The organism is Streptomyces mayteni (genome assembly GCF_054783955.1).
Window position 1 is genome coordinate 1 of sequence record NZ_BAAGPR010000108.1, and the last position, 19,695, is coordinate 19,695.

At 73.5% G+C, this 19,695-nt stretch carries 15 protein-coding genes; 6 read left to right on the forward strand and 9 right to left on the reverse strand.

Annotated elements, in window-relative coordinates; all coding sequences use genetic code 11:
* The first annotated feature begins 89 nt into the window (after positions 1-89).
* Complete coding sequence (locus tag ACYVPE_RS32285; protein WP_461037330.1) at positions 90-1,016, forward strand: hypothetical protein; 927 nt, start codon at positions 90-92, stop codon at positions 1,014-1,016.
* Here ACYVPE_RS32285 and ACYVPE_RS32290 read toward each other — a convergent pair.
* The 4 genes from ACYVPE_RS32290 to ACYVPE_RS32305 all read right to left on the reverse strand — a co-directional run bounded on the left by ACYVPE_RS32290 (position 1,006) and on the right by ACYVPE_RS32305 (position 5,335).
* Positions 1,006-1,899, reverse strand: a complete 894-nt coding sequence (locus tag ACYVPE_RS32290; RefSeq protein WP_461037331.1) for a carbohydrate ABC transporter permease — start codon at positions 1,897-1,899, stop codon at positions 1,006-1,008. The genes ACYVPE_RS32285 and ACYVPE_RS32290 overlap by 11 nt on opposite strands.
* Positions 1,896-2,855, reverse strand: coding sequence for a carbohydrate ABC transporter permease (locus ACYVPE_RS32295; protein ID WP_461037349.1), 960 nt, complete (start codon positions 2,853-2,855; stop codon positions 1,896-1,898). The genes ACYVPE_RS32290 and ACYVPE_RS32295 overlap by 4 nt, the downstream gene beginning before the upstream one ends.
* Before the next feature lie 137 nt (positions 2,856-2,992).
* Positions 2,993-4,255, reverse strand: coding sequence for a sugar ABC transporter substrate-binding protein (locus ACYVPE_RS32300; RefSeq protein ID WP_461037332.1), 1,263 nt, complete (start codon positions 4,253-4,255; stop codon positions 2,993-2,995).
* 57 nt (positions 4,256-4,312) lie between these two features.
* Positions 4,313-5,335 (reverse strand): LacI family DNA-binding transcriptional regulator, encoded by a 1,023-nt coding sequence (locus ACYVPE_RS32305; RefSeq protein WP_461037333.1) that lies wholly within the window; start codon positions 5,333-5,335, stop codon positions 4,313-4,315.
* Positions 5,336-5,569: 234 nt separating this feature from the next.
* Here ACYVPE_RS32305 and ACYVPE_RS32310 point away from each other — a divergent pair, with 234 nt between their 5' ends.
* Complete coding sequence (locus ACYVPE_RS32310) at positions 5,570-7,675, forward strand: glycogen debranching N-terminal domain-containing protein (RefSeq protein ID WP_461037334.1); 2,106 nt, start codon at positions 5,570-5,572, stop codon at positions 7,673-7,675.
* Positions 7,676-7,832: 157 nt separating this feature from the next.
* Positions 7,833-7,985, forward strand: coding sequence for a hypothetical protein (locus tag ACYVPE_RS32315; protein ID WP_461037335.1), 153 nt, complete (start codon positions 7,833-7,835; stop codon positions 7,983-7,985).
* Positions 7,986-7,990: 5 nt separating this feature from the next.
* On the opposite strand, the gene ACYVPE_RS32320 is transcribed toward ACYVPE_RS32315, so the two are convergent.
* Positions 7,991-8,938, reverse strand: coding sequence for a winged helix-turn-helix transcriptional regulator (locus ACYVPE_RS32320; RefSeq protein WP_461037336.1), 948 nt, complete (start codon positions 8,936-8,938; stop codon positions 7,991-7,993).
* 87 nt (positions 8,939-9,025) lie between these two features.
* On the opposite strand from ACYVPE_RS32320, the gene ACYVPE_RS32325 reads away from it, so the two are divergent.
* Both ACYVPE_RS32325 and ACYVPE_RS32330 read left to right on the forward strand, forming a co-directional pair.
* Positions 9,026-12,385, forward strand: a complete 3,360-nt coding sequence (locus ACYVPE_RS32325; RefSeq protein ID WP_461037337.1) for a S8 family serine peptidase — start codon at positions 9,026-9,028, stop codon at positions 12,383-12,385.
* A 72-nt stretch (positions 12,386-12,457) separates the two neighbouring features.
* A complete protein-coding gene (locus tag ACYVPE_RS32330) occupies positions 12,458-13,240 on the forward strand; it encodes a hypothetical protein (RefSeq protein ID WP_461037338.1) in 783 nt (260 codons plus the stop codon).
* A 66-nt stretch (positions 13,241-13,306) separates the two neighbouring features.
* On the opposite strand, the gene ACYVPE_RS32335 is transcribed toward ACYVPE_RS32330, so the two are convergent.
* Positions 13,307-14,056 carry an HAD family hydrolase gene (locus tag ACYVPE_RS32335; RefSeq protein ID WP_461037339.1) on the reverse strand — a complete coding sequence of 250 codons (750 nt, stop codon included), beginning with the start codon at positions 14,054-14,056 and terminating at the stop codon, positions 13,307-13,309.
* A gap of 32 nt (positions 14,057-14,088) precedes the next feature.
* On the opposite strand from ACYVPE_RS32335, the gene ACYVPE_RS32340 reads away from it, so the two are divergent.
* The gene (locus ACYVPE_RS32340; protein ID WP_461037350.1) at positions 14,089-14,919 is read left to right on the forward strand and encodes an endonuclease/exonuclease/phosphatase family protein; all 831 of its coding nucleotides are present in this window, start codon (positions 14,089-14,091) and stop codon (positions 14,917-14,919) included.
* Here ACYVPE_RS32340 and ACYVPE_RS32345 read toward each other — a convergent pair whose 3' ends face one another.
* Genes ACYVPE_RS32345 through ACYVPE_RS32355 form a run of 3 tightly spaced genes read right to left on the reverse strand, consistent with a single transcriptional unit; the run spans position 14,920 to position 19,691 of the window.
* Positions 14,920-16,467, reverse strand: coding sequence for an AbgT family transporter (locus ACYVPE_RS32345; protein ID WP_461037340.1), 1,548 nt, complete (start codon positions 16,465-16,467; stop codon positions 14,920-14,922).
* A 30-nt stretch (positions 16,468-16,497) separates the two neighbouring features.
* Positions 16,498-17,823 (reverse strand): CapA family protein, encoded by a 1,326-nt coding sequence (locus ACYVPE_RS32350; RefSeq protein WP_461037341.1) that lies wholly within the window; start codon positions 17,821-17,823, stop codon positions 16,498-16,500.
* Positions 17,820-19,691 (reverse strand): CocE/NonD family hydrolase, encoded by a 1,872-nt coding sequence (locus ACYVPE_RS32355; RefSeq protein ID WP_461037342.1) that lies wholly within the window; start codon positions 19,689-19,691, stop codon positions 17,820-17,822. The genes ACYVPE_RS32350 and ACYVPE_RS32355 overlap by 4 nt, the downstream gene beginning before the upstream one ends.
* Between the last annotated feature and the right edge of the window lie 4 nt (positions 19,692-19,695).

Here is a 19,695-nt window from a genome sequence, read left to right on the forward strand (position 1 = left end):
TCAAACGGCTCGCACTACTGGCCATGCACCCACCGGGACCGAGAGGTCACAACCCTACCCGTGAGGGCTGCAGAAGGGATGGTCCCCTAATGAGCACGACCGATGGCTATGACCGGCCGCCGTACCGGGTGCCGGCCCCGCCCGGGCGACCGGGGTCGTGGGTGGTCGACGTGCTGCTGCCCTGGCGGCTCGCCCGGCGGATCTACGGGCCTTTCGGGGTGTTCCGGTTCTCCGTCGTGGACACCGTCGGGCTCGTCGGTCCCTACGGGCAGGCCGTCGACCCGCTCATCGAGCGGCTGCTGCTGCCCCGCACCCTGCTCGGGCTCGGCCTGCTCGCGTTCGTCGTCGGCCTCTTCACCGGGGACGGGCTGTTGGAGCCGGTCGAACAGGGCTTCACCAGCGGCCTGTTGATGCTCGGGACTGGCCCGGTGGCGCTGCTGGCGGCCTGCGGTCTGCTGGTCGGCCTGGCCCGCCCGGGCGCCCGGGGGACGGTGCTCGGGCTCTGTGCCAGGCCGTTGGCGACCGCGCTGATCACGGCGGCGTTCTGCGGCCTCTTCGTCTACTGGGCGGTCAACCACTTCGACGGCTCGCCCGACGACGTCGGTGGGCTGCTGCTGGTGCTGGTCCTCGGCCCGTGGCTGACGGTCTTCTTCGGCTCGGTGCTCTACCTCATGAACCGCAACGCGTTCGGCGTCGGCGGCCATCCGCTGGTGCGGCCGCTGGCCGTCGTGCCGCTGGGGTGGCTCACCGCGATCGCGGGGAGCGTGCTCGTCGACTCCGTCGAGGGGTACCCGGGCGGGAGTCCCACGCCCTCCTACTGGGTGGCGGTGTTCGCCGGCCCGGTCGGCGTGACGGTCACCGCCCTCGTCGAGGTGGTGCTGCTCCGCCGCCGGCACGGGGTCGGCTTCCGGGGGCCGCTGGCCGGCTGGCGACCTCCGGCGCCGCCCCGGCCGCCGATGCCGCCGATGCCGCCGGGACCGCCCCCGCCCCGGCCGGGGTGGCGCGTCACTCCTTGATGGAGCCGGAGTTGGCGCCGCGGATGAAGTACCGCTGGAAGCAGAAGAAGAGGATGGCCACCGGGATGGTGGACAGCGCCGCCGCGGCCAGCTTCAGCGGGTACTGGGTGCCGCTGCCGAGTCCGCCCGCGACCAGTCTGGCGAGGCCCGTGGTCAGCGTCTGGTACTCGCTTGACTGGGTGGACACCAGGTAGTGGGTGAACTCGTTCCAGGAGCCCTGGAAGGACAGGATGGTCAGGGTGATCAGCGCGGGCCTGGCCATCGGCAGCACGATGGACCAGTAGATCCGGAAGGTCCCGGCGCCGTCGATCCTGGCCGCCTCCTCGACCTCGCGCGGCACGGACTCGAAGAACTGCTTCATGATGAAGATGCCGGCGGCGTCGACCAGCAGCGGCACCACCATGCCCGCGTAGGTGTCGAACATCCCGAAGGTGTTGAGCACCAGGAACTTGGGGATCAGCAGCACCACGCCGGGCACGGACATGATGGAGAGCAGCAGCACGAACAGCAGCCGCCGGCCGGGGAAGTGGAGCCGGGCCAGGGCGTAGCCGGCCATCGAGTCGAAGAGCACCCGGCCTGCGGTGACCAGGATCGTCACCACGGTCGAGTTGCCGAGCCAGCGGAGGAACGGCACGCTCTCGGCGGAGTCGGCGATCCCGAAGAGCCGCTCGTAGGCGGCCGTGGTGGGGGTGGCCGGCCAGAGGGTGAGCGGGTTGGCGGCGGCGTCCGGCATCGTCTTGAAGCTGGTCGCCAGCTGGATGGCGAACGGCAGGACGTAGAGCAGGGCGAGGCCGGCGACCAGGGTGTAGCCGACGGCCCGCCAGGGCACGGCGAACCGGGGCAGCACGGGCGCCTCGGGCGCGCGCTTCTTCGTGGCGCTCATCGTGCGGACCTCCCGGAGCGCTCGCGCAGCAGCCAGCGTTGCAGGCCGGTGCAGATCAGGATGATGGCGAAGAGGATGAACGCGATGGCCGCGCCCTGTCCGAAGTCGGCGTTGTCGAAGCCGGACTGGTAGGAGAGGAAGGCCGGCGTGAGGGTGGTGTTGCCCGGGGCGCCCTGGCCCATCACGTAGACCATGTCGAACACCTGCCAGCTGCCGATCAGGCCGAGCGTCAGCACCAGGAACAGCACGGGACGCAGCGCGGGCAGCGTGACGTGGCGCAGCAGCTGGCGGCGGTTGACGCCGTCGAGGGCCGCGGCCTCCTCCAGCTCGCGCGGGATGTCCTGGAGCGCGGCGAGGAAGATCAGCATGAAGGTGCCCGAGGTGGTCCAGATGGCGAGCAGGATCATGGTGCTCATCGCCACCGAGGGGCCGGAGAGCCACTCGAACCAGGAGAGGCCGAGGAAGCTGCGGTCGGCCAGGAAGCCGCTCGGGTGGTCGGGGTCGACGATGCCGAGCGCGCCGAGCGCCATCGAGAGGACGCCGCGCGAGTCCGCGAACCAGTTGGGCCCGGTGAGCCCGATCCACGACAGCAGCCGGTTGACGGCGCCGCTGCCCTGGAAGAGGAAGAGGAACACCGTCGAGACCGCGATGGTGCTGGTCACGGACGGGAAGTAGAAGGTGGTGCGGAGCAGCGAACGGCCCTTGATCAGGCGCTGGTTGACGATCATGGCCAGCGACAGGGAGAGGATCGTCACCAGCGGCACGAACAGCAGCACGTAGTAGGCGTTGTTGCGCAGCGAGGTGGCGAACAGCGTCCGGTCGAGGCCGTCGTCGACGAGCAGGTCCCGGTAGTTGTCGAGGCCGACGAACTCGGCCCGGCCGCCGGTGAACGGGTTGGACTGGCCGTCCCAGTCGAGCAGGCTGACCCAGGCGGCCATCACGATCGGCAGCAGCATGAAGAGGCCGAGCACCGCGACGGAGGGGCTGACGAACAGCCAGCCGATCAGCCCCTGCCGCCGGACCCGGCGGCCGGACCGGCCGGGCCGCGAGGCGGCCCGGCCGGTCGGTGGTGCGGGTCGGGAGACCGTCTGACTCACTGGTTGTCCTCGAGCGCCGCCTCGGCGTTGGTCTGGAGGTCGGCGAGGATCTCGGCGGCGTCGGCGGTGCGCAGCGACTGGAGGTCGGTGTTGAACTGGCCGAGGACGCGGTCGAAGCCGGCCACGGTCACGGGGCCCTGGACCCCGTCACCGGTGACGCCCCACGCGGCCTCCTCCGGGCGGGCGGCCAGGTACTCCTCGGCGGCGCTCAGCCGGGACGGGATGGCGCCGAACGCCTCGCCCATGGCGATCTGCTGGTCGCCCTGGGTCAGGAAGCGGACCAGGTCGACGGCGGCGGCGCGGTGCGCGCTGTCCTGGGCGACGCCCCAGCAGTTGGTGTAGGCGAGGGTGCCGGGACCGGCCGGGCCCTCCGGCATCGGCAGCACGGTGTACTCGACGTCCGGGTAGTCGGCCGCCATGGCGCCGGCCAGCCAGCCGCCCTCGACGGTCATGGCCGCGTCGCCCTTGCCGAACGCCTCGCCGCCCCAGCCGGCGTCGACGTCGGTGGTGAAGGCCATCACGCCGTCGTCGAGCATGCTCTGGACGAACTCCAGGCCCTCGACGTTCTCCGGCGAGTCGGCGGTGACCTCGGTCTGGTCGGCGTTGGTGATCCAGCCGCCGGCCTCGGTCATGAAGGCGCCGATCCGCTGGTACTCGCTGCTGGTGACGAGGCCGGTGACGCCGTCGCCGGTGAGCTGCCCGGCGACGGCCGCCAGCTCCTCCCAGGTCCCGGGGTAGTCGTCCTCGGTGAGGCCGGCCTGCGCCCAGAGGGTGTCGTTGACGGCGAGGCCGAGCGCCGAGGTGTCCTTGGGCAGGCAGTACAGCTCGCCGTCGCGGGTGAAGGACTGGAGCAGCGCGGGCGAGAAGTCGTCGACGTCCTCGATCTCGGCGCCGTAGGGGTAGAGCGAGCCGCCCTGCGCGTAGTTGGCGAACTGGCTGGAGTCGACGTAGAAGACGTCGGGCGGGTTGCCGCCGGCGAACGCCTGGCTCAGCTGCTGGTTCATGTCCTGCGCGACGTCGAGGTTGACGGTGTTGCCCGACTCCTCCTGGTAGGCCTCGACGGCCGCGCGGACGGCGGCGGTCTCGGCGTCGCCTGAGGAGGCGATGAGGACGCTGAGCTCCGTGGGGCCGCTGCTCTCCTCCTGCTCGGTCTCGCCGTCGTCGAAGCCGGAGGAGCAGGCGGCGGCCGCGAGCAGGGTGGCGGCGCCGACCAGGGCTATCTGGCGGGTGGTTCTGCGGGTGGTCGAGTAGTGCTTCATCGCGTTCCTCTGGGAGATGTGCGGCTCGGCTTCTGGGGCCAGCTCGGGTTACTCGGGTTAGGGGGTCAGGCGGTCTGAGGGGGGTGTGGCCGTGCTCTCGCGGACCACGAGGGTGGGTTCGAGCACGACGTGCTCCGGGGGGCGGGCCGGCTCGCCGACGCGGGCGAGCAGCAGCCGGACGCACTCCCGGCCCACGGTCGTCATGGGCTGGTCGATGCTGGTGAGCCCGGGCGAGACCAGCGCGGCGGCCGGCGAGTCGTCGAAGCCGACGATCGACACGTCCTGCCCGGGGACCTGGTCGCGCTGGCGGAGCGCGCGGTAGCAGCCCATGGCGAGGGTGTCGCTGGCGGCGATGATCGCGGTCATCCCGGCGTCGAGCAGCGGCTGGACGGCGGCCGCGGCCTGCGCGACGTCGTCGACGCTCTCCGCCCGGCGGCCGCGGCTCGGCAGGCCGTGCCGCTGCACGGCGCGCTTCCAGCCGAGCGCCCGGTCGTCGCCGGCGCCCGAGCCGCGCGGCCAGCCGAGGAAGCCGACCCGGGTGTGGCCGAGGCCGACGAGGTGCTCGACCGCGGAGTCGATGCCGCCGGCGCCGTCGATGTCCACGAAGTCGCCTATCTGCCGGCCCGTCCACATTCGCCCGAACGCGGCGAACGGTACACCGTGCTTTTCCAGCCACGTCTGGCGGGGGTCGCCGCGGTGGGTGTCGCTCAATACGAAGCCGTCGACGCTGTAGGTGTCGAGCAGTTCCTGGTACGCGGAGAGCAGCGCGGGGCCGACCGGCGCGGCGAACAGCAGGATGCGGTGGCCGGCCTCCTCGGCGGTCTGGGTGAGGGCGTGCAGGAAGCGGTCCATCACCGGCGTCGACCGGTCGACCTCGATCGGTTGGATGCCGTAGCCGATCAACCGGCTGGAGCGGGTGCGCAGCGTCTGGGCGGCGCGGTGCGGCCGGTAGCCCATGGCCTCGATGGCCTGCCGCACCCGCTCCAACGTGTCGGGGCGCAGCAGCTCCGGCGCGTTGATGGCGTTGGAGACGGTCTGGGGTGAGACGCCGGCGCGGCGCGCGACCATGGCGAGGGTCACCCCTCCCTGTCGTCCTGCCTGCCGGCCGGGCGGTGGCGTCATCGCTCGTCGTCTCCCGTGGTCCGTCGTCGGTCCGTCGTCGGCCCGTCGTAGGCCGGCCGTCGGTCTCCCGTCGGCCGGTTGGATGTTGCTGCTGTGTTTCTTGGAGCGATCAAATGACCATTGCCGACCAGCTGAACTGCGTCTACATTCATTTGAACGCTCCAATGGCTGAGAAGATTGGTATCAACGTTCATGACTGTCAAGTCCCCGGCCGAAACCGAGGCCGGGCTGCAACCGTTCCTGCACGACGCGTGCGTGACGCTGTACGCCCCGAGCTTCGCCGTCTCCCGCCCCGACGGGCAGTTCGAGCAGGGTGTGGACGGCTTCTACCACGCTGACGTGCGGGTGCTGTCGCGGCTGCGCGTGGCCGTGGACGGGGTGCCTGTGGTGTCGGTCGGCGGTGGCCTGGAGGGCGCGGACGCCGCGCTGTTCAGGTCGGTGCTGCGCGGTGTGGCGGAGTCCACAGCCGATCCGGCGGTGACGCTGACCAGGCGGCGGGCGATCGGCCCCGGGGTGCTGACCGAGGTCCTCGAGGTGGTCAACGCGGGCGGGCTGCCGGCCCGGATATCCCTCACAGTGTCGGCCGCCACCGACCTCTCCCCGATGGAGCGCGTCAAGTCCGGGATCGCCGTCGCCCAGCTGCCGGCGGCCGCGTTCGGCGACGCCGGCCTGGTGTGGCACGGCACGACGACCGACGCGACGGGGGCGACGTCCGTGCGGCTGAGCTCGTCACCCGCGCCCGACGAGGTGTCCGCCGGCGCCGAGGGCGGGCTGCTGCGCTACGACGTCGCACTCGGGCCAGGCGAGAGCTGGACCGCCGAGCTGGTCTGCACCGTGGCGGACGGCGGCCCGCCGAGCTTCCCCGCCGCCGAGCCGGGCAGCACCCCCTGGCGTGAACCGCGGCTGCGCAGCGCCGACCGCCGCTTCGAGCGCTGGGTGACCCAGTCCCACCTGGACCTGGAGCGGCTGCTGCTCGCCGACCCCGAGCAGCCGTCCGACCTGTTCCTGGCGGCCGGCGCGCCCTGGTTCGCCACCCTCTTCGGCCGGGACTCGCTCTGGGCGGCGCGGATGCTGCTGCCGCTCTCCACCTCGCTCGCCGCCGGCACGCTGCGGACGCTGGCCCGCCGGCAAGGCACGGCGACCGACGAGATCAGCCAGGAGCAACCCGGCAAGATCCTCCACGAGGTGCGCCGGGCGACGCTCGAACTCCCGGAGCACGGCATGTCGTTGCCGCCGCGTTACTTCGGCACGGTGGACGCCACCCCGCTCTGGCTGACGCTGCTCCACGACACCTGGCGCTGGGGCCTCGACCCGGCCGAGGTGGCCGCGCTGCTGCCGCACGCGGAGGCCGCGCTCGGCTGGATGCGGGACCACGGCGACGCGGACGGCGACGGCTTCCTGGAGTACATCGACACCACGGGCCGCGGCCTGGCCAACCAGGGCTGGAAGGACTCCGGCGACTCCATCCGCTACGGCGACGGCAGCCTCGCCATCGCGCCGATCGCGCTCTGCGAAGTGCAGGCGTACGCCTACGAGGCGGCGCACGCCGGCGCGGCGCTGCTGCGCGCCTTCGACCGGCCGGGCGCCGACGAGTGGGTGGAGTGGGCGGAGCGGCTGAAGTCCCGCTTCCGCGAGCGGTTCTGGGTGGAGGACGAGCAGGGGCCGTACCCGGCGGTCGCCCTCGACCGGGACAAGCGCCCGGTGGACTCGGTCACCTCGGGCTTCGGCCATCTGCTGGGCACCGGGCTGCTCGACCAGGAGGAGAGCGCGCTGCTCGCGGCCCGGCTGGCCGGCCCACGGCTGGACTCCGGCTTCGGCCTGCGCACGTACAGCACCGCGGCCGCCGGCTACAACCCGCTCGGCTACCACGTCGGCGCGGTCTGGCCGCACGACACGGCGATCGCCGTCCAGGGCCTGGCCAGGGCCGGATTCCCGGAGGCCGCGGGCCAGTTGGCCGCCGGCCTGCTGCGGGCTTCGGACGGCTTCGACGCGCGCCTGCCCGAGCTGTTCGCCGGCTACGGCGCGGACGAGGGCGCCGACCCGGTGCCCTACCCGGCGTCCTGCCGGCCCCAGGCGTGGGCGGCGGCGGCCTCGGTGCAGGTGCTGACGTCGCTGCTCGGCCTCGAAGCGGACGTGCCGGGCGGCACGTTGACGGTGGCCCCGCGGCTGGCCGACGAGCTGCGGCCGCTGCATGTCACGGGCCTGGCCGTCGCCGGCGCGCCGCTGGAGATCGCGGTCCCGGCGTCGGGTCCTGCGACGGTGACGACCTCGGCGCGGCTGCGGGTACGGCAGCCCTGACCCTCGCGGGCGGCGGTGTGGGTGGGGTCCCCTCCCCCACCCACCCACCCGCCCTTTCCCGCGCTCCGCGCGAACCGAACCCGGCCGGGCCGGGCCGGGGGCAGGCCCCGCCTGCGGCGGCCGCGTCAGCGGGCCGGCGATCCGGCACCGCGAGCAATTGCCGGCAGCCCGTGCTCGCTTCGCGCGGGTAGCCACGCACGCGTTCGCGCGACTCGACCTCACATCACTGATCCTGGAGAACCGCCGCACCCCCGACGGCGAACCCGTCACCACCCTGGACATCCCCGGCGTGCGCACCGTGATCGTCTGACGGCGTCAGTCGTCGTCCGCCAACAGCCCCTGCCGCTCAGCGAGGACGCCGGCCTGGAAGCGGGTGCGGGCGCCGAGGCGGTCCATCAGGTCGGCTACGTGGCGGCTCACCGTCCGTGAGCTGACGCCGAGTTGGCGGGCGATGGTCTCGTCCTTGAGGCCGGCGACCAGGAGGGTCAGCAGGCCCCTGGCCGGGATCGAGTCCTCCTCCGTGGGGAGGAGCGGCGCGGCCTGTTCCCAGAGGAGTTCGAAGAGGGCGATCAGCGCGTCGAGGAGGGCGCTGGGGCGGACCATCACCGCGCTGGTCACCATGTCGTCAAGGACCAGCGGCAGCAGCGCGACCTGGCGGTCGGCGATGGCCAGCTTCATCGGGACCCTGGGGTGCACCCGGGAGAGCTCGCCCCGCTCGGCGGCGCGGACCGCCGCGTCCAGGCCGCCGGGTTGGCTCAGCGACTCGGGCGCGTAGATGCCCCGCACCCGCACGCCGTCCCGCAGCAGGCCGTTGACCGCGCCCTCGCCCTCGTCGGCGGGGTTGGCGTACGGCGGGCGGTCGAACACCAGGAGTTCGTCGCGGCAGTTGCGGGTGAACTGGGTGAAGCGGGCGGCGATCGCCGGCTGGCCGACCACGATCTCCAGCAACTCGCTCGGCTGGCGCTCGACATGGACCTCGGCGGCCAGGGCCCTGGCCGTGACCCGGCTCTTCTCCAACTCCTCGCGCCGCCGCGCGACCAGCAGGTCGATCGCCGACTCCGGGTGGGTGGCCAACAGGCGGACCGGCCGGCCGGGGAGGCGGTTCACCAGCCCCAACTCCTCGAGTTCGCCGAGCACTCGGCGCGTCGCGCCCGGCGATCTCCCGAGCCGTCCGGCCAGTTCGGGGACGGTGATGCCCGGGGCAGCCAGCAACGCCCGGTAGGCGGCTTCGGCGAGTTCGGTGACACCGAGGGGTTGCAGCATTCCGCGATGCTGTCGGAAAGCCGACGTGGCGACAAGACGAACCCGGGGCTTATTTCGTCACAGCACGCCGTGGGATAGGACACCTGCATGCCCCGTCCCGCGCACCCATCGCTCCGAAGAACCGCCCTGATCAGCGGCCTGGTCGCCATCCTCGGCACCCTGGTCGCCCCCGGTGTCGCGCCCGCCGCGGTCGCCGCGGCCGCGACGCCGAGCCCGGCGGCCGCCGCCCCGCCAGGCGACACCGTGCTGTTGCCCACCGGGGACCTGGTGGTGCTCGGCCCGTCCGTCGACGGTGAACCCTCCGTGACCGTGACCCCCGCCGACCCCTCGGCCGCCTTCGCGTTCCAGACCCTGCGGCACGACGGCGACGTCTACGTGCTGCCAGGCGACGTCGCGCCGCTGGTCCCCGACGTGTTGGACCTGGAACTCTTCAACGTCACCCGGCGCGCCGCGGAACAGGGCGCGGCGGCCGCCGACGCCGTGCCGTTGATCGTGCGCGGCCCGCGGCCGCTCGCCGCGCTCGCGGGCGAGCCCGACGCCGTGCCGCTGGCCAGCATCGACGCCAGCGCGGTCACCCTGGACGCGGAGCTGGCGCCGGCGTTCGTCGAGTCGCTGCTCGACTCCCCGCAGGGACTCACCGCCGAACAGCGGCCGAGGGTGTGGCTCGACCAGCGGCTGACCGCCGCCGAACTCGACCAGAACCTGCGGCAGATCGGCGCCCCCGAGGTGTGGGAGTCCGGCCTCGACGGCTCGGGCGTGGCGGTGGCGGTGCTCGACACCGGCGTCGATGGCGCCCACCCCGACCTGGCGGGACAGGTCGTCGCCGAGGCCGACTTCACGGCCGGGACGACGGCCGAGGGGCCGGCTCCCGACGAGAACGGCCACGGCACCCATGTGGCCTCGGTGCTGGCCGGCACCGGCGCGGCGGCGGACGGCGCCAGGCAGGGCGTGGCGCCCGGGGCGCGGCTGCTCTCCGGCCGGGTGCTCGACGGCGAGGGCGGCGGCTTCGCCTCGTGGGTCATCGCCGGCATGGAGTGGGCGGCCGAGCGGGGCGCCGACATCGTCAACCTCAGCCTGGGCGGCCGCGCTTCGGGCGACGACCCGGTGTCGGCCGCGGTGGACGCGCTCAGCGCCGAGTACGGGACGCTGTTCGTGGTGGCGGCCGGCAACGTCGGGCCCACCATCGGCTCCGTCGGGACGCCTGGCATCGCCGAGAGCGCGCTGACCGTGGGCGCCGCCAGGGCCGACGGCGGCACCTACCGCGGCTCGTCGCGCGGCCCCGCCGCCGGCACCTACCGGGCCAAGCCCGATCTGATGGCGCCCGGCGTCTCGATCGTCGGCGCCCGGGCCGGGGGCGGCGAGGGATCGGACCCGTACGTGGCGATGACCGGCACCTCGCAGGCGGCCCCGCATGTGGCCGGCGCGGCCGCGCTGCTGTGGCAGCGGCACCCCGACTGGGAGTGGCAGCAGGTGAAGGCGGCGCTGACCACGACCGCCGACCCCTACGACGCCCGGCAGGTGTGGTCGCACGCGGAGGGCGCCGGGCTGCTCGACCTGCCGCAGGCCGCCGCCGAGACGCTGGTGGCCGACCGGTCCAACCTCGACTTCGGCTATCTGCGGGACGGCACGGATCTGGAGGGGCTGAGCATCCCGCTGACCCTCACCAACACCGGCGCCGAGCCCGAGTCGTTGACGCTGAGCGACTGGCAGCAGAACGTGGCGGACACCTCGGACGCGCCGGCCGACCTGGTGCGGGCCTCCCCGGCCGAGCTGACGATCGCCCCCGGCGCCTCGGCCAGGGTCGAGGTCACCCTCGACGTGCCGGCCGGCAGGTTCGGCGTCCACACCGGGGCCGTCACCGTCGAACGGGCCGGCGGCCGCGAGCCGTTGGTGCTGCCCGTCAACCTCTACGTCGAGCCGCCGCGCCGCGACGTCGACGTCACGGTGCTCGACCGCAGGGGCGAGCCGTTCGCGGGCGGCAGCCTGCTCATCGGCAACATGGAGACGGCCTGGCTGCCGACCGGCGGCACGTTCGCCGTGCTGCCGCTGGACGAGAACGGCCGGGCCAGGGCCCGGATGGCGCCTGGCCCCTACTCGATGATGGTCACCGTGGAGACGCCGGCGCGCGGTCGGGAGGCCGCCAGCTACGCGATCGTCGGCGACCCCGAGGTGCGGGTCGACGAGGACGTCTCGGTCGTCATCGACGCCCGCCGGGCGGAGCCGCTGGCGCCGGCCGAGGTGGCGGGGGCCCGCACCCGGGTCACCGAGGCGTACCTCTCGTTCGAGCGGCGCGACGAGGCCGCGCTCGGCACGGTCGGCGCCCAGCTCTACGCCCCGTCCGAGGACGTGACGCGGGGGCGGGTGTTCCTCCAGCCGACGGCGCCGGTGACCCACGGCGAGGCGGCCGCCGAGACCAGGTGGCGCCTCGCGACGGTGGGCCGGCCGGGCGCCGGCCAGGCCGACCTCTACGACCTGGCGCTCGGCGGGCCGACCATCCCCGACCCGCCGGCGTACGGCGTCTCGCGGGCCGAGGCCGCGCGGCTGGTGCGCGTCGACGCCGACTACCGGGCCCTCGGCGGCACCGCGTCGGCGGAGGCCACCGAGTTCCGGCTCGCCGGGCTGGGCCTGGGCGCGACCGACACGGCGGTCGCCCACCCGTTGCCACTGCCCGGCCGGCGGGTCGAGATGGTCAACGCGCGGCCGGGCCTCGCCTGGACCCAGTGCGTCAACGGCCCCGACCCGGACGTCGCCCAGTTCTGCACGCCGCCGACGGCCCACCGGCCCGGCGGTCGGGAGGCGCCGGTCTGGTTCCGGACCGCCACCGTGTCGGCGACCCAACTCGTCCACGAGGAGGATCGGTTGGCGGTCGGCGTCGGGCTGAGCGACGGCCGGCACATGGGCCATCTGCGCGATCGCGGTGCGGCCGGCTACCAGCCGATGCGGCTGTACCGCGACGGCGAGGAGCTGCCGCCGCTGTACGACGACGTGTTCGCGACGCCGCCTGGCCGCGGCGACTACCGCCTCGAGTCCTCCGTGCGCCCCGACCAGGAGCGGCTGCCGATCGGCCGGGAGATCGACACGACCTGGTCCTTCGCGTCGGAACCTGGCGACACCCCGGAACTGCTGACGGTGGACTACCGGCCGAACGACCGCTACCAGCCCTGGCTGCCGCCGAGCCTCGGGCTGCGCCTCGCCGCCACCGACCGGATCGGCGGCGAGCTGCCGACGGTGTCGACGCGGAGCGTGCCACGGGTCTGGTTCTCCCGGGACGGCGGCGAGCGGTGGGTCGGGGCGGTCGTGCTGCCTGGCGCGGACGGCACGTCGGTCGCGGTCGCTCCGCTGCTGCCTCGGCCGGGAGACCACCTCTCGGTCCGGGTCGTGGCGGAGGCCGGCGACGGTCGGGCGATCGACCAGACGATCCTCGACGCCTATCCGGTGGTGGGCTGACGGCTGACGGACCACCGGCGGAGCACCCGGCGCGGGGACCCCTCCCCGCGCCGGGTGGCTAGGTTCCGGCGCATGTGGTCCACCGTGCTCACCCTGGTGCTGCTCGTGTCCGTCGTGCTGGGGCTGGCGGCCGGTCTCGGCCTGACCTGGGCGCTCTTCCAACTGCTCGGTGCCGTGGCGTCCGCCGAGGAGGCTCACGCCGAGGACGGACGTCGTCGGTGGCGGCGCCTCGTCTGGACGGCGTGGTGGGTGCGCCTGCTCGCCGTGGTGTCGCTGCCGTGGCTCGGCGCGGGCTTCGTGCTCGTGTCCCTGTGGGGCGTCGGGGCGGGCCCGCTGACCCGCGCGCTGCTGATCCTGCCGATGTGCGCGGTCGGCGTACCGCTGTTCCTGTCGCCGCTGGTGCTCTGGGACCACCCGTTCGGGACGGTCGGCTGGTCGGTGCTCGCGGTGGCCGCGTTCGGGCTGCTCGACGCCGCCTTCGCCGGCGGCTGGGGCGTCAGGCTGGGCCTGCTGGAGTGGCGGGGCGGCGAGACCACCTGCACGGTGCTCGACAGCGAGGGGCGGGCCGTCCAGGACCCGGCGGGTGGCGAGTCCGAGATCTGGCGGTACACGTTGGACTGCGCGGCCGCCGACGCACCGGACGAGATGACGACGTTCACGGCGGTGTCGGGCGAGCGGATGCCGGTGGTGTACGACCCCTCGGGCCTCCTCGGCGTCGTCCCGAGGGCCGAGTTCGCCCACCTGGACTTCACCATCTGGGCCGCCGGCGTCTCCGTGGTCCTGTGGACGGTGCCGAGCGTGGGCAACGTGCTGTACGGGATCCCGCTGGCGCGGAACCCCAACGCCTGGCCCTGAGCGGGTCACCGGGGGCGGGCCTGTCGGGTTCCCGCCCGACCGCGACCTGGCGACGCGGGTCCTGCGTCAGCCCTGGCGGCCAGCCGCCCGCTCGGCGAGGCCGGCGAGCAGCGCCGGCAACTCGGCGAGGCTGGAGATACGGCGAGGCAGGCCGCCCACGAGGGCGGGTCCGCGGCGAGGCGTTCCGTCCGCAAGGACGGATGGGCGGTCGAGCCAGATGCCGTGCAGGCCGGCCGCGTCCGCGCCGGCGGCGTCGACGTCGGGGCGGTCGCCGACGTAGGCCACCGCCTCGGGCGGCAGGCCCATCGCCGCGCAGACGGCCCAGAACGCCTCGGGCGCCGGCTTGGCGTGGCCCGACTCGTCGGAGCAGACCAGCACCTCGAAGCGGTCCCTGATGCCGAGCCGGGTCAGCTTGCGCTCCTGGTTGGCCTGCCCGGAGTTGGAGAGCAGGCCGTGCCGGTAGCCGGGGGTGAGCGCGTCGAGGGCGGGCAGCACGTCGGGGAACGGCCGGTAGGCGTCGTCCCGGCAGGCCAGATAGCGGTCGAACCAGGCGTCCGCCTCGGCGTCGGGGAACGGCAGGTCGAGGAAGGCCCGCACCCGCTCCCGGCGTTGCTCGTCGAAGGTCAGCTCGCCGGCCTCGAAGCGGGCGTACTGCTCCTCCATCACCGCCCGCCAGCGCCCCAGCGCGGCCGCCGGGCTGGGGAAACGGGCGAGCAGGCCCTCGTTGGTCAGGTGCCGCAGCGCGCCGGCCCGGTCGGATCCGGTGTAGTCCCAGAGCGTGTCGTCGATGTCCCACACCACGGCCCGGATCGTCATGTCCAGGACCGTAGCATCGGGCCGTGCGCGTGATGACGTGGAACCTGTGGTGGAGATTCGGCGACTGGCGGGCCCGCCGGGTGGCCGTCCTGGAGTGGCTGCGGCGGGAGCGGCCGGACGTCTGCGGTCTCCAGGAGGTCTGGTCGACGGAGGACGAGAACCTGGCCGGCTGGCTGGCCGAGGAGCTCGGGATGCACTGGGCGTGGGCGCCTGGCGAGGTGTTCGCGCACTGGCGCGGCCGGGTGCCGGGGCCGCCCGCGGGGGTGGGGAACGCGGTGCTCAGCCGCTGGCCGATCGCGGACACCGAGGTGCGGCGGCTGCCCACCGCCGAAGGACCCGAGGAGGTGCGCACCGCGCTGTTCGCGCTGGTGGAGGCGCCGGGGGCGCGGCTGCCGTTCTTCACCACCCATCTGCACTCGGACCCGGCGGGCTCGGCGGTGCGGCTGGCGCAGGTGGCGGCGCTGGCCGGGTTCGTGGCCGAGCGGCGCGGCGGGACGCCGTTCCCGCCGGTGATCACCGGGGACTTCAACGCCGAACCCGACTCGGACGAGCTGCGGCTGTTCGGCGGGACGCTGACGGAGCCCGCGGTGCCGGGGCAGCTGCTGCTTGACGCCTGGCGGTTCGCCGCCCCCGACCGGCCGGCGGCCACCTGGGAGTTGGACAACCCGCTCGTCTCGGGGGCGACGGCCTTCGAGGCGCGGATCGACTACATCCACGTCGGGCCGCCGGGCCCGGCCGGCGAGGGCCGGGTCACCGGCGTGCGGCGCACGGCCGCGGGCCCCGCCCCGGCCGGCACCGGCGCCTGGCCGTCCGACCACGCCGCGGTGGTGGCCGAGCTGGCCGGCGCGGGGGGCCCGGCGTGATCAGTGGACGGGCGAACCGGGGCCGAGCGGCAGTCCGAGGGCGTACCAGACGGCGAACAGCGCGGTCCAGGCGGCCATCATCGCCATCGCGGCCGGCAGGGTGAACGACACCAGGGTGCCGATGCCCGCCTTCTTCTGGTAGGTCTGGAGATAGCCGACGGTGAGGACGAACGTCGCGCTCATCGGGGTGATGGAGTTGGTACAGGAGTCCGCGATCCGGTAGATGGCCATCACGGTCGCCGGGTTGGCCCCGATGAGCATGGTCATGGGGATGATCACGGGCGCGAGGAGTGCCCACAGCGCGGTGCCGCTGGTGATGAGCAGGTTCAGCGTGGCGATGGCGCCGATGAGCAGCATCAGCACGATGAAGATCGGCGCGTTCAGCCCTTCCAGGACCTCCGCGCCGCGTACCGCGACGACGGTGCTGATGGAGGTCCACTCGAACAGCGCGAGGAACTGCGAGACGGCGAAGAAGAGCACGAGGAGCGGCGAGATCGACTTGACGCCGTCCGCCATGAAGTGCGGCAGGTCGGACGAGCTGGTGAGCCGGCCGGTCCCGTGGGCGTAGGTGGCTCCGATCACCACGAAGAACAGGCTCAGCGCCAGCGCGATGCCGTTGAACAGCGTGGAGTCGAGGATGGCGCCGTTCTCGCCACGGAACGGGGAGCCGGTGGGGATCATCCCGACGACCAGCAGGCCGAGGAAGGCCGCGGCGACGACGCCGGTCCTGCGCAGCGCGCGGAGCTCGGTCTCCTCGGGGACGGCGTCGGCCGAGGTTCCGGTGGTCGGCCCGGTGGCGCCGTCGTCCGGGACGAGTTCGTGCTCGCGCTTGGCGAGCACCTTCTCCGTGACCAGGGTGAGCACGATCGCGAGGAGGAGCGCGGAGACGGTGGTGAAGTAGGTGTTGTCGGTGGCCCTGACGACCGTGTCCGGGTCGACGAGCTGCGCGGCCTCGGTGGCGATCCTGGCGAAGACGACGTCGCTTGGCGCGATGAACGGGTTCGCGTCGCCGGCGGCGTTGATCGACAGGAAGCCGACGATCATGCCCAGCATGGGGGATCGGCCGACCGCCTTGAAGACCAGCGCCGCCAGCGGTATGAGGATGACGTAGGCGCTGTAGGAGAGGAACTTCGACAGCGCGCCGGCGAGACAGACGGTGAACACGGCGTAGCGGGGGTTCACGCGGCCCAGGGCGTGCCTGGCCAGCGCTTCGAGCATGCCGGAGCGGTCGGCGACCGCGAGGCCGAGCATGATGATCAGCATGGTGCCCAGCGGTCCGAAGGTCAGGAACGACTCCTCGGCGCCGAGCATCAGGTCGCGGATCGCGTCGACCGACAGCGCGTTCCTGACCGGTGCGGGCTCGCCGGTCGCCGGGTCCAGGGCCGAGACGCCGGCGGCGGCCATGATCGCGCTGGCGGCGGCGACGACGCAGAACAGGATCCAGAACAGCAGGAAGGGGTGCGGCAGCCGGTTGCCGACGCGTTCGACGCGGTCCAGAAAGCGGGTGAGTCTGGTGGTGTCACGCGTTGTTTCGGACGTGGAACTCATTTTTCGACTCCTTTTACCGGAGGGTCGTTTTCACAGGTCGACGCGGATGGTGCCTTGACCCTGGTCAAGGAGGATTTCGGTACCGTACGCCCGCGAGAGCGCGCGGAGCCGGTCGAGGATTCGATCCGCCGCGGTGACGTCCGCCACCTGCGGTGTTCCGCGGTCGGAATGGTGTGGCGTGTCATAGGTGAGCGTGATCGGGAGCAGCGTGACGTCGAGCGTGCCGTGGCGGGTGAAGGAGAGCGTGACCGCGACGCTTTCGAACCAGATCCGTTCGGCGAAAGGGCCCTTGAGCCGTTTCTGTTCGAGCATCTCGCTCGGGGTGTGTCGCGCGGGGTCGAGGCCGGTGCGCCGCCAGGCCTCACGGGTCAGGGGGAACTGGCGGTTCTGCATGAAGGCGAAATTGCCGAGCGAGTAGAAGATCGGCCGGTTCCGGTACACCTCGATGCCCCGCAGCTGATGCGGGCCGTGGCCGAGGACGACGTCGGCGCCCTCGTCGACGGCCGCGCGCGCCAGCTCGGGCAGGAAGGGCGGGGGTTCGGCGCTGTGGTTGCCCGGCTCGTGGGTGTGCAGGGCCACGGCGACGAGGTCGGCGCTCTGCTTCGCCTGGCGCACGCTGGTGCGGAGGGCGGCGACGTCCTCGTCCTCGACCCGCCAGTGTGGTCCGGCCAGGCCGCCGGTGGTCTCGGAGGAGACGAAGGCGGTTCCGCCGAGGGTCACGGAGCCGTCCCGCGCGTCGGCGGTCCGTGCCGCGTGGTGCAGGGAGGCTGGCGGGAGCGCGTCGCGGATCGCGGCCATGGCCCGCAACTCGTCGGGGTGGACGGCGAACCACTTCCTGGTGCGCAGGCCGTTGATGCCGGGGCGGGCCGGCACGATCCCGAACGGGTCGCTGGCCAGGGACATGGCCTGGTAGCGGGTCGCCGCCGACACGAGCGCGACGCGTCCGTGCCGGGTGGTGAGGTAGCGGGGGGCGCGCGCCGCGGTGAGCGACCCGCCGGCGCCGGCGTGGACGAGCCCGGCGGCGTCGAGGACCGCGCTGGTGGAGCGCAGGCCGGCCACGCCCCAGTCGGTGGCGTGGTTGTTCGCGCGGGACAGCATGTCGAAGCCCATGGCGCGGAGGTCGGCCCCCGCCCGGGGCGAGGTGACCAGCCAGGATCCGCCGGGTTCGGCCTCGGGCCAGCCGTCGAAGCGGTCGAAGTCGATCGCGGTCGTCTCGAGGTTCCCGATGGTGACGTCGGCGCCGCGCAGGAGGTCGAGCAGCCGGGGCGCCGTCGCCTCCAGGCGTGGGGTCAGCACGTCGTCGTCGAGGACGAGGTCGCCGACCGCGGCGAGGGTGATTCCCGTGGTGGCGCTCATCGCCGCTCCCCCGGGAGAACGTGCAGCGTGACGGTGGACCGTCCGTCGGCGAACACCCGGTTCGTCGCGACCACCCGCCGCCGGTCGGTGGTCTCGTCCGCGCCGGTGCCGGAGTTGACGTCGAAGCGGGGGAAGTTGCTGGAGGCGATGTCGACCCGGATCCGGTGCCCGCGGGCGAAGAGGTTGGCGGTGTCGGGGGCCTCGACCCGCACCTCGTACACCCGGCCGGGTTCCAGCGGGGACGGCGTCTCGAACGAGTCCCGGTACCGGCACCGCAGGATGCCGTCGGTCAGGTTCATGGCGAAACCGGCCGGGTAGTCGGCGTTCGGCGGGTGGACGTCGATCAGCTTCACCGTGAAGTCGGTGTCGGCGGCGCTGGACGAGACGGTGAGGGTGGCGACGACGGGGCCGGCCACCACCACGTCGTGCTCCAGCGGAGCCGTCTGGAAGGTGAGCACGTCGGGCCGGGAGTCGAGCGGCAGCCGTGAGTTGGTCAGGCTGAACGTCCGCTCGTCGGGGCGCTGGTCGAAGGCCCCGCCGGCCATCACCGGCTCCCCCGAGGTCACCTGCCCGCCGATGGTCGGCACCGGATCGCGGGGGTCGTGGTCGTACTCCAGGTGTCCGCTGAGCGCCCCGGGCTCCGGCGTGAGCCCGCCGTCGGCGGTGAGGTGGAACTCCGTGGGGCGCGCGCCCTCCGGCGGCCAGGTGGCACTGGTCAGCCAGCGGCCGCCGTGGTCGAGTCGGCCTTCGGCGTCGCGCCGGCCGGAGCCGCCGCCCATCAGGAAGTAGCGCACGGCCGGGTCGTTCGACGGCCGCGCGGACAGCCGCGCGTCGAACCAGTCCGCCCGGAACTCGACGTAGTCGGTGGCCAGGTTGCCGTCCAGGGTCGCCTCGGGGCCGAAGTCGACGTCCCCGGCGTACGAGACGCTGCGCCGGCCGTGCGTCCAGGGGCCGAGCACCAGGTAGGCCGGGCTGGTCTTGCGGGCGCCCAGCTCGTGGAAGTTCTCCACCGCGGTCCTGATGTAGGGGTCGTACCAGCTGGAGATGTGCAGGCTCGGCACGTCGGGGAACCGGTCGAAGCGGCCCCGGCCGTAGATGCCGAGCTGCCGCCAGTAGGGACCGAACCTGCCGTGCTCCCACTGCTCGAAGAGGTAGTCCTCGTACTCCGGCGCGTGCCGCAGCGGCGAGTGCCCCCTTCGCCAGGGCAGCCGCCCGAACCACTCCTCGATCGACTCGCCCGCCAGCGCGGCGCCGCGCACCGGGTCGGCGAGCGTCCTGGCACTGGTCCTGGCCCTGGCGAAGGCCCAGGTGGCCTGCTTGAGCTCGAAGGCCCCGCCCAGCCGGACGCCGGTCTCGTAGGCGCTGGCGAAGCCGCCCGAGTCGAGGAACATCGCCGCCAGCGAGGGCGTGCCGAGCGAGGCGAGCGCGCTCTGCGTGTGCGCCGCGTAGGAGACCCCCATCGTGGCCACCCGGCCGTCGCACCACGGCTGGGCCGCGATCCACTCCACGGTGTCGTAGCCGTCCTCGGCCTCGTTGAGGTACTTGACGAACTCGCCGCCCGAGTCGCCCCGGCCGCGGCAGTCCTGCCTGACCACGTGGTAGCCGCGCTCGACGAGGCGCCGGCACACCGCCTCGGGCGGCGGCGGGTTCCAGGACTCGAAGGCCCCGTCCGAGCCGCGCGCCCTGCGGCGGCCGTACGGCGTGCGTTCGAGCAGCACGGGGCGCGGGGCGGGGTCTGGGCCCGCGGCGTAGACGTCCGCGACAAGCCCGACCCCGTCGCGCATCGGCACCGGGACCACCTGCCGCCATCCGGCTCCTGGCTCCGGGACGGCCTGCCAGCCGTCCTTCCTCGCCGGGCTGTCGACCACGTCC